The organism is Novosphingobium sp. YAF33, from assembly GCF_052113265.1.
GTDB lineage: Bacteria > Pseudomonadota > Alphaproteobacteria > Sphingomonadales > Sphingomonadaceae > Novosphingobium.
Map to the genome: position 1 here is coordinate 49,792 of NZ_JBFRCW010000025.1, position 9,120 is coordinate 58,911.

The 9,120-nt window shown below is 57.8% G+C and carries 10 protein-coding genes; 9 read left to right on the forward strand and 1 reads right to left on the reverse strand.

Annotation, left to right across the window (positions count from 1 at the left end; all coding sequences use genetic code 11):
* Positions 1-13 precede the first annotated feature (13 nt).
* From AB4Z00_RS25660 to AB4Z00_RS25685, 6 genes are all read left to right on the forward strand, one after another.
* The gene (locus tag AB4Z00_RS25660) at positions 14-976 is read left to right on the forward strand and encodes a cytochrome c oxidase subunit II (RefSeq protein ID WP_442047765.1); all 963 of its coding nucleotides are present in this window, start codon (positions 14-16) and stop codon (positions 974-976) included.
* The gene (locus AB4Z00_RS25665) at positions 973-2,865 is read left to right on the forward strand and encodes a cbb3-type cytochrome c oxidase subunit I (protein WP_442047766.1); all 1,893 of its coding nucleotides are present in this window, start codon (positions 973-975) and stop codon (positions 2,863-2,865) included. The genes AB4Z00_RS25660 and AB4Z00_RS25665 overlap by 4 nt, the downstream gene beginning before the upstream one ends.
* Positions 2,862-3,479 (forward strand): cytochrome c oxidase subunit 3, encoded by a 618-nt coding sequence (locus AB4Z00_RS25670; protein ID WP_442047767.1) that lies wholly within the window; start codon positions 2,862-2,864, stop codon positions 3,477-3,479. Before AB4Z00_RS25665 ends, AB4Z00_RS25670 begins: the two co-directional genes overlap by 4 nt.
* Before the next feature lie 397 nt (positions 3,480-3,876).
* Positions 3,877-4,665 (forward strand): cytochrome c oxidase assembly protein, encoded by a 789-nt coding sequence (locus tag AB4Z00_RS25675; RefSeq protein ID WP_442047768.1) that lies wholly within the window; start codon positions 3,877-3,879, stop codon positions 4,663-4,665.
* Between the two features lie 55 nt (positions 4,666-4,720).
* On the forward strand, positions 4,721-5,080 hold the full coding sequence (locus AB4Z00_RS25680; RefSeq protein ID WP_442047769.1) for a c-type cytochrome: 360 nt from the start codon (positions 4,721-4,723) through the stop codon (positions 5,078-5,080).
* A gap of 58 nt (positions 5,081-5,138) precedes the next feature.
* Positions 5,139-6,242 (forward strand): DNA topoisomerase IB, encoded by a 1,104-nt coding sequence (locus AB4Z00_RS25685; RefSeq protein ID WP_442047770.1) that lies wholly within the window; start codon positions 5,139-5,141, stop codon positions 6,240-6,242.
* Between the two features lie 306 nt (positions 6,243-6,548).
* On the opposite strand, the gene AB4Z00_RS25690 is transcribed toward AB4Z00_RS25685, so the two are convergent.
* On the reverse strand, positions 6,549-7,238 hold the full coding sequence (locus AB4Z00_RS25690) for a Coenzyme F420 hydrogenase/dehydrogenase, beta subunit C-terminal domain (protein ID WP_442047775.1): 690 nt from the start codon (positions 7,236-7,238) through the stop codon (positions 6,549-6,551).
* Between AB4Z00_RS25690 and AB4Z00_RS25695 the strand changes: the two genes are divergently transcribed.
* The 3 genes from AB4Z00_RS25695 to AB4Z00_RS25705 all read left to right on the forward strand — a co-directional run bounded on the left by AB4Z00_RS25695 (position 7,229) and on the right by AB4Z00_RS25705 (position 9,092).
* Positions 7,229-7,480, forward strand: a complete 252-nt coding sequence (locus AB4Z00_RS25695; protein ID WP_442047771.1) for an NAD-dependent epimerase/dehydratase family protein — start codon at positions 7,229-7,231, stop codon at positions 7,478-7,480. The two genes, AB4Z00_RS25690 and AB4Z00_RS25695, sit on opposite strands and share 10 nt — an antisense overlap.
* Complete coding sequence (locus tag AB4Z00_RS25700; protein ID WP_442047772.1) at positions 7,452-7,697, forward strand: hypothetical protein; 246 nt, start codon at positions 7,452-7,454, stop codon at positions 7,695-7,697. The genes AB4Z00_RS25695 and AB4Z00_RS25700 overlap by 29 nt, the downstream gene beginning before the upstream one ends.
* 729 nt (positions 7,698-8,426) lie before the next feature.
* Positions 8,427-9,092: an SDR family NAD(P)-dependent oxidoreductase gene (locus AB4Z00_RS25705; protein ID WP_442047773.1), complete on the forward strand. Its 666-nt coding sequence runs from the start codon at positions 8,427-8,429 to the stop codon at positions 9,090-9,092.
* Positions 9,093-9,120: the final 28 nt, after the last annotated feature.

A 9,120-nucleotide genomic window follows, 5' to 3' on the forward strand; every position in this document is an offset into this window, starting at 1 on the left:
CGCGCTAGCGCTTATGCTAGTCATTGGCGGATGCGCGCATCAACAATCTCCGCTTGCGCCGGCGGGTGACCAAGCAGTTGCTCTCCATCAGCTCCTGATACTGATGTTCATCGTATCCGGGCTACTCTACGCGAGCGTTCTGGTGGGCCTATGCTGGAGTGTCCTGCGCGGTAAGGCAGCTGCTGCCCGCAAAATCAACGTCGCACAGGAACCAAGCATCGGCAAAGGTCTATGGGGCGCAGCGACTGTCATCACACTGGCACTTACCGCGTTGATATTGGCCAGCTTCCTCGCCGACCGTGCGCTTTTTTCAACCCGCGCTCAGCCGGCGATGCTCGTGAGGATCACAGCGCATCAATGGTGGTGGCGGATCGAGTACCAGGATGCCGCAACTGGTAAATGGATCGAGACGGCAAATGAGCTTCATCTGCCAGTCTCCCGCACCACAAGGGTTCTTGTCCGGACATCAGACGTTATTCACAGCTTCTGGGTGCCTAATGTTGCGGGCAAGATCGACATGGTACCCGGCCGCCCCAACCAGCTTGACCTTACGCCGCGCCGGTTAGGCTGGTATCGCGGACAATGCGCCGAATATTGCGGAGCCCAGCACGCCCATATGGCTCTTGACGTACGTATTGAAGATGCGCGCAGTTTCGATAGTTGGCTGGCCCGTCAAGCAGCGCCCGCTCAGCTCGGTTCCTTACAATCCCTCCCTGGCGCTCCAGTTTTTGATGCGCACTGTGCAAGCTGCCACGTAATCCGTGGTACTTCGGCCAAGGGAAAAGCAGGGCCCGATCTTACCCATATCGCCGGAAGGCGATCGATTGCCGCAGGAACCTTGCCAATGACGCGCGGAGGGCTGCAAGGATGGATCGTCCAGCCTCAGGCGTTAAAACCAGGTACCATGATGCCCGCTAGCGGGTTGAGTGCGAGCCGTGCTGACGCAGTCGCAGACTATCTGGCAGGCCTGAAATGACGGTAGTCCCTTCTCGTATTGAACAGCTCAATCGTACTTGGGGCGACCCACCAGGACTATGGGGCTTCCTAACCACCGTCGATCACAAACGGATCGCGGGGCGTTACATTGTCACGGCCCTGTTCCTGATGCTATTAGCAGGCTTGCTCGCACTTGACATGCGCTGGCAGCTCTCCGTTCCGGACAATACCCGAATGGGGCCGCAGCTCTATAATGAGAGCTTCTCTCTCCATGGTTCGACCATGTTGTTTCTCGTATCCGTGCCGATCATGGAAGCGATGGCCTTCTGGATCGTCCCGTTGATGCTCGGCACGCACAACATGGCCTTTCCCCGCCTCGGCGCTTTCAGCTTCTGGCTCTACTTCGGCGGGGTTCTGACCTTATGGCTTGCTCATGCCATCGGCATCACCCCCGATCTCGGCTGGTTTGAGTACCCTCCTCTTTCCGGCCCGGCCTATTCGCCTGGACACCGGGCAGACGTTTGGGCTCAAATGATCACTTTCACGGAAGTGGCCGCGCTTGCAGCTTCGGTCAACGTAGCTGCGACGATCTTGAAAATGCGTCCTCCGGGTATGACGCTCGCCAAAATGCCGGTCTTCCTCTGGGCCATGCTCATCGCCTCGTTGATGACGATCCTTTCAATGCCAGCGGTCATGCTAGTGACGTCTATGCTCATATCGGATCGGCTGGTCTCCACACAGTTCTTCGCTGTCGCCAGCGGCGGAGATCCACTGCTATTTCAGCATCTCTTTTGGTTTTTCGGCCACCCGGAAGTCTACATCATCTTCGTGCCCGCGACGGGCTTTGTTTCATCTATCATCGAGACCTTCGCCCGTCGGCCCTTGCTTGGTCATAGCGTGGTAGTGCTGTCTATCATGGCAATCGGCGCGCTCGCTTTCGGTCTGTGGGTACACCATATGTTTGCAGTCGGCCTGCCGCGCCTCGGCAATAACTTCTACACAGCGGCAAGCATGGCCATCTCCTTGCCGGCGGGCCTGCAGATTTTTTGCTGGATAGCAACGATCTGGAGCGGCCGCGTTCGTTTCGCGACACCGATGCTCTGGATGATTGGCTTTCTTGCCACCTTCGTTCTTGGCGGCCTATCAGGCGTCATGACCGCTTCGGCGGCCCTGGACCTGCAGCTCACCGACACATATTTCGTGGTCGCGCATCTTCACTACGTTCTCGTCGGGGGAGCGATTTTCCCGTTGTTCGGAGCATTTTGTTACTGGTACCCCAAAGCGACCGGCCGGATGATGTCGGAACGTTGGGGCAAGGTCGCTTTCGCGCTGATTGTCGGCGGCTTCAACCTCGGTTTTTTCCCGATGCACATACTTGGTCTTCTGGGCATGCCGCGGCGCATTTATACATATCCAGCTGGGCTGGGCTGGGAGGGACTCAACCAGGTCGCCACCGCCGGCTCGGTCATTGCCGTCATCGGTGCCCTTGTATTCGCTGGCAACGCATTCGCGAGCTATTGGCGCGGCGAGCTGAGCGGCTCCAACCCCTGGCAGGCGCCAACTCTGGAGTGGGCGTGTCCGGCACCGCCGCCGCCGCCCAACTTCGCGTTCGCGCCGCAGGTGTCTTCCTTGACGCCTTTGTGGGACCGCCCGGGAGAGCTAGAAGTTGTCACCGGATCCGTGCTCGCGCGGCGAGAAGTTCTCATAACGAGCGTTGCCGAAGCGCGACCCCTTTACTGGCAGAAAAGTGCGGGACCATCAATATGGCCTCTCATCAGCGCGATCGCCGTCTCTGCCATGTTCGTCGGCAGCATTTTCACGCCGTGGGCTATAGCGATTGGCTTACTGCCCATTGCTGCCTCGCTTACAGGTTGGTTCTGGCCGGTCCGCCCGCGCGCCAGTGATGGACCGCTTGGAGCCGGGTCATGAGTGATACCCCCCGGATCGTCGCGGTCTGCGACCTCTCCCACCTTCCCCGCAGCGCAAGCGGAGCAGACCATCTGGTCTGGTGGGGCAACGTCGGTTTCATGCTGATTGAGGGCACGGGCTTCGCGCTCGCCGCAGCCGCCTACCTCTACTTCATGACCCAGGCAGCAGTCTGGCCGCCCGAAGGGGACGCGGTACCGGATCTGCTATGGGGCGGCGTGTTCACGGCGGGCCTGCTTACCAGCGAACTGCCGAACCTGCTTGTCCTTCGCTGGGCACGCGCAAAGCACCGTGCGGGCGTCAGATGGGGAATGCTGGCAATGTCGCTCATTACGCTCGCCCTTCTCGGCGCGCGGGCTATGGAGTTCCATAGCCTGGGCGTTTCCTGGTACAACGACAGCTTCGGCTCGATCACCTGGCTGCTCCTGGTGCTGCATACCACTCATATCGTGACCGAATGGGGAGAATCCGCCGTGCTGACAGCGTGGTTGTTTACTCATGAAGTGGAGGACGACCAATTTGCCGATGTTGAGGATAATTCCAACTACTGGACGTTCGTGGCCATTTGCTGGCTTCCCCTCTATGTGCTCATCTATTGGACGCCGAGACTATCATGAGCGCGCAGGCTCGTTCGTGGGTTGCTTTGAGCCTGCCTCCGGCAACCTGGTTCGTCTTTGAACAGGGTTTATCAGTTCTCGATAAAGCTCGATGCGGGGAACGCATGGTCGGGGTCATATGGGGTCTTGCGAGCATAGCGATCTGCTTAGCAAGTGTCTGGTTTGGCCGCCCATTTCGGGACCGCGCAGAGGCAGATACGAGCGGTTGGCTGTCAAAATTACAGCCGGCTTTTTCAAGAATGTTCTGTCTCGCTATCGGCTTCCAGATCCTCGCTGTTGCGACTGTGCCCGTATGTACCGGCTAAGAGACTTCGCCTGTGCTGTGGCCTGCGTTTGTCTCGGGCTTTATCCCTCACCGGGAGCCTTCGCACATACGACGGTTACGAGCCATCATGGCTTGCCGCAATGGAACTTCGATCCGGGAATCGTCACACCGCTCCTTTTTAGTGCATTGCTATTCGGCGCGGGGTGGCGGCGGCTTCGATCCCGCTCCAGGCGAGGAGCAAACCAGCTGCTTCACCGGGCCCGTCTGTTTGGCAGCGGCTGGATCGTTCTTTCCCTGGCCCTTGTATCGCCTTTGCATGAAGCTGGCGAACTAGCGTTCTGCGCGCACATGGTCGAACACGAGCTCATCATGCTGGTCGCCGCACCGCTACTCGTCTTCTCGAAGCCGCTTCCCGTCATGCTTTGGGCCCTTCCGTCTCAGATCCGGCAGCCTGTTGGAAGCTGGGTTGTCCGCTCTCGGTTTGCTTCACTTTGGGGCTTTTTGTCTGCTCCCGTGACTGCGACCATTATCCAAGCGGGAGTACTGTGGTTATGGCACATGCCTACCCTCTTCAATCTGGCTCTGGCGAGTGAATGGTGGCATGCTGTACAGCACGCCGCATTCCTGACTGCTGCCTTGCTGTTCTGGTATGCCATGCTTGCGCGGCATCGATCCATCAGCGTTGCCGCCCTTTGCCTCGTGATAACGTCGATCGTGTCTGGAGCTCTTGGCGCGCTGATGGCCTTCGCCTCAAGTCCTTGGTATTCTGGCTACTCGACGATGGGCATGGCACCGTTCGGTCTCACACCGGCAGAAGATCAACAGCTGGCCGGCCTCATCATGTGGGTGCCGGGCGGGCTGGTTCACGGAGGAGCAGCCCTCCTTCTCATGCAGCGCCTATGGAAGCCCGTGCATGGCTAGACGAGCGATACCGAGCAGCCTGCAATGGCTAATCCTGCTTATAGGCGCAGCGCTTATGATCTCGATCGCTGCGGGTGCTTACGAATATTTACAGGGACGCCACACTGCGCGCCTTCGTGCCGAAAGCTTGAGTGGGGGCAACGAAGGAGCCGGCAAATCAGCGCTGGTTCAGTATGGCTGTGGAAGTTGCCATATCATACCCGGCGTGCCGGGCGCCGACGGTCAGGTCGGCCCGGATCTTACGCATCTGGGTCTGCGTGCCCAGATAGGGGGCCGATTAGCGAACGACCCGAGCAACTTGATTAACTGGTTGCAGGATCCACAGAAGGTGTCGCCCGGCTGCGGAATGCCAAAGCAGCCTATGCCGCTTCGAAAGGCACGCGATATTTCAGCCTATCTGTACTCGCAAAAATAAGCCCGGATCAGGAAGGCGCATCCCGGGAAACCATGCCAGCCTGGCGCGTTCATTACCCATGAACATCGTTAGTCCGATGCCTGAAGATCAATCCCTCGTCGATCCATACGACGCTGCGCTGAGCGCCGGTCTACGCTATGTCAATGATCAGGAACCCGGAATTTCGCGGCGTAAAAGCGGCAGGGGATGGTCCTACCGAATGCCAGACGGATCGCGGGTCTCAGACCCGGCCGTGCTGGAACGGATCAGAGGCATCGGCATCCCTGCTGCGTATACAGAGGTCTGGATTTGCCCCGACGCAAATGGTCACATTCAGGCTACTGGTCGCGATGGGCGTGGGCGTAAGCAATATCGGTACCATACGCGGTTCCGGGAAATCCGCGACAGCTCCAAGTATGAGCACATGCTCGCTTTTGCGCAGGCTCTGCCGTCGATAAGAGGCGCCATTGATAATGATATGCGCAGGCGCGGTCTGCCGCGGGAAAAGGTTCTCGCCACCATTGTGCGTCTTCTTGAAACGACGATGATCCGTGTTGGCAATGCTGACTATGTCAAGCAGAACAAAAGTTACGGTCTCACGACCCTGAATGACCGACATGTCAAGATTGACGGAAACGAGATGAAATTCCGCTTCAAAGGAAAAAGCGGAAAGCAGTGGAATCTCAGGCTGACCGATCGGCGCATTGCCCGCATCGTAAAACAAAGCCAGGAGCTACCTGGCCAGCATTTGTTCCAATACCTCGATGAGGACGGGGTCCAGCGCTCGGTCACTTCAAGCGACGTCAATGCTTACCTGCGCGAAATAAGCGGCCGCGATGTGAGCGCCAAAGACTTCCGCACATGGACGGGCACGGTCCTTGCAGCTCTCGCCCTGGCAGAATTCGAGCAGTACGACAGCGAAGCGGCCGCGAAGCGGAACATTAGGGCCGCAATCGAACAGGTAGCATCGCGGCTCGGCAACACGCCGGCGATCTGCCGAAAATGTTATATTCATCCCGAAGTGATCGACAGCTATATGGAAGATGCGCTCATCCTGGAAATTGAGCAGGAAGTCGAACGCGAGTTAAGAGAAAGCATCGGCGACCTTCAGCCGGAGGAAGCGCTGGTCCTAGCATTTCTGCAACGCCGTTTGAAACAGAAGCAGAGCTACGAACCTGCCTGAAACGCAGCGGCATATGCCTTATAGTAGCCTCTTGGCGGGGAAACACTCAAACTTGCCGGGCGCTGATCTCTTTCGGTGTTATCAGGCGCTCCCGTCCTCCCATAACCGAAAGAAAAAGGTCGGGATTTTGGACCGGCGCCAGAAGAGGATTAAAGACCGACGCCGGCCAGTAATTATCTACTGATTTGTTCAGTTCGATTGTGTYGTTACATACAAGAGTGATCGAACGCAGATGACACTAGAGATCTTCATACAACTGCCCTGGCATTAAAGGACGCTTTCGCCCAAAATGCGATTCTTGCGGAGCTAATCGCGATCTCTCGAACGGTCGAGGTATGAAAATAGCGTTCCGAGCGGACCACGCAGGTAAGCGAGCCCTTCATAGACGTATTTTGACCCCCATGCCCAATAAAGATAAATAACCGGCACCTGCAAACGCTTGGACAGCCAAAATATCTCATGGCTATGTATGGAAATTAGCCTTCTGGCCCGGTAGATAAGTTTGCGCCTTAGAGGGATGTTGCGTGATTTGGCGACGCGTTTCCTTAGCGAGAGGGGCGGCGGCGAGAACGCCAACCGGTAGGCCAGGCCTTCGCGCCGCTGCCGTAGCCCGGCAGCCTGGGTTTCGGCCACAAAATCGGCGCTGACCTCCTGCAGCCCCAGCCGTTTGTCTGCTATCGCACATCGGATGAGAGCGTCGACTTCTCGACTGCGGACTATTACTACATTCGTGCCGCGACCATCGGAACTGTAAGGTTCCACCCACGCGTCGCCAAAAGCAATATCGGCCGTTTCTGCTACAACGACGTCACAATAACTACACGCGTTGTTCTGGAAATACCCAGCCCCCCAATCGCCATCAGCGAGGTGCCACCAATCCTGCCACCTTGCACTTCCATCTGCCAGCGTCAGATGTGCAGTATACCAGTTTGCCGGGCGGTTCGGATCCTTTCGGCGAAACTCTACCGACCGAACCTCTGTAAGCGGTGTTTCCAGTTGCCAAGCAAAGCTCTCGGCCTGACGACGGCCGGGTAGTCTCGAATCTCATATGTCAGGCATTGTCTGGTCGCAACGTCACGATCTATGGCGACGGTACGCAGACGCGTAGCTTCTGCTATGTTTCGGACATGGTCGACGGCCTTATTAGGTTGATGGAAAGCGAAACAGAGGCTCGAACCGATCAACCTTGGAAATCCGGAAGAAAGGTCTGTGAACGAGTTGCTGGATGCCGTGCTTGAGATCGTCGGCCGCGACGTCGAGGTGAGCTATCTCCCTCTTCCGATGGACGATCCTCGCCGTCGCAAGCCCGACATCGCGCGCGCCACAGCCCTGCTGGATTGGCAGCCTCAAATGTCCCTGGTCAAAGGTCTCGCTCGTACATGCGCTTGGTTCGCCGAAGAGATTTGTAGCGACAATCCCGCTAGTTCTGGCCCGGTCTCAGTCGCCGCCGAGTGAGCATTCCCAAGCCGCGCGGCGAGACCTATCTCAAGAAGAGGCAAAACAAAGCACCAATTTGGCCGCCTGGGAACGCGCGCTCACACAGGCAAGCTATGAGCCGTGCAAGAAGCCATCCCTAGGTCAGCACGTCCACGCTGCCTCAGTGCGGCTTCGGACCGTCCGCCTCTGCTCTCGGAAACTACAAAGTATTACGCGAGCGGGGGCCTCGCCGTGTCCGCAGGGGCTCACCGATCCTGAAGCAGTAGTCGTTGATATCGACTCGCACGGTTCCTGCGGTGTTACTTCACCTCACAGTGCGACGATGTTATCGATAATCGCAGTTTAACTCAAAAAAACCGTGTCTGGGCATACCGATGCAGCTTGATCACGTGATAGACCGGGAACGGCTATTCGGCGGATGACGTTGAGTCAGAAAGGTAACCCCGAAGCGATGATATCGTTCTTTTTCGGCGGAGAAGCGTCATGAATGATAGCAAGAAGAGCAATGAGGCGCGATCACCTGCAGCGCCAGCAGAAGGCCCGGATGATATCCTTCCGCCCAACGCGGATAAAGCATCCTCCAGCAACGGTACAGCCACTCACAAACAGCGACCTGGTAAAGACCCCGGATGATTGTCAAATGACTTATTGCTCGCTGAAGACCCGACGCGGTACCACAAAACCGCTGAACTCGCCTCTCAGCGCTTTTCCCCGCTTCTTGCAAAGTGTTCCCACGGGCGAGATGTTATGACGCCTTCCTTGCCTTTGGCATCCCAGGTCGTTGTCGTCACCGGTGCAAGCTCAGGGATCGGCCTGCTCATTGCTCGTTCCGCGGCGCGCCGCGGCGCTCGCGTCCTCCTTATCGCAAGAAGCCAACCCGCTCTTGCCAGAATAGTACAGGAAATCCGCGCCGAGGGATATCGCGCTGTATTCGCCGTCGCTGATGTAGGCGACGCTGCCGCCCTTGAGGCGGCCGCAGATGAGGCAGTCCGGCGCTACGGGCAGATCGACTGCTGGGTCAATTGTGCCGGTGTCGCGATCTACGCCAAACTACTAGAAACACCGGAGGACGAGCACCGCCGGCTCTTTGAAACCAACTATTTCGGTGTCGTACACGGTTGCAGGGCGGCGCTGAAAAATATGCAGATCCGCGGCGGCCGGGTGATTACGATTGGCTCTATCGCTTCCGACATGCCGTCCCCCATCCTCGGGGCTTATTCGGCATCGAAACACGCCGTTAAAGCATATATCGAATCCCTGCGTATCGAGCTACTCGCTGACCACATTCCTGTCTGTCAACGGCGGCGCAAAAGTCGGCCACGGGGCGGAGTAAAACCAGGCCAGTGTGGCGGCCGCCCGGGGAAGTGGCGTGAGGGCGTAGCCCGAGGGCCACTTCCCCGGGCGTTGGCCTGATTTCAGGGGTTGGTTTTGGGCTTTCGGG

Bases quoted from the DNA above. Each gene is read 5' to 3' on its own strand.
- AB4Z00_RS25705 (WP_442047773.1), top strand. From the start codon at position 8,427: ATGACGCCTTCCTTGCCTTTGGCATCCCAGGTCGTTGTCGTCACCGGT.
- AB4Z00_RS25670 (WP_442047767.1), top strand. From the start codon at position 2,862: ATGAGTGATACCCCCCGGATCGTCGCGGTCTGCGACCTCTCCCACCTT.
- AB4Z00_RS25660 (WP_442047765.1), top strand. From the start codon at position 14: ATGCTAGTCATTGGCGGATGCGCGCATCAACAATCTCCGCTTGCGCCG.
- AB4Z00_RS25665 (WP_442047766.1), top strand. From the start codon at position 973: ATGACGGTAGTCCCTTCTCGTATTGAACAGCTCAATCGTACTTGGGGC.
- AB4Z00_RS25680 (WP_442047769.1), top strand. From the start codon at position 4,721: ATGATCTCGATCGCTGCGGGTGCTTACGAATATTTACAGGGACGCCAC.
- AB4Z00_RS25685 (WP_442047770.1), top strand. From the start codon at position 5,139: ATGAACATCGTTAGTCCGATGCCTGAAGATCAATCCCTCGTCGATCCA.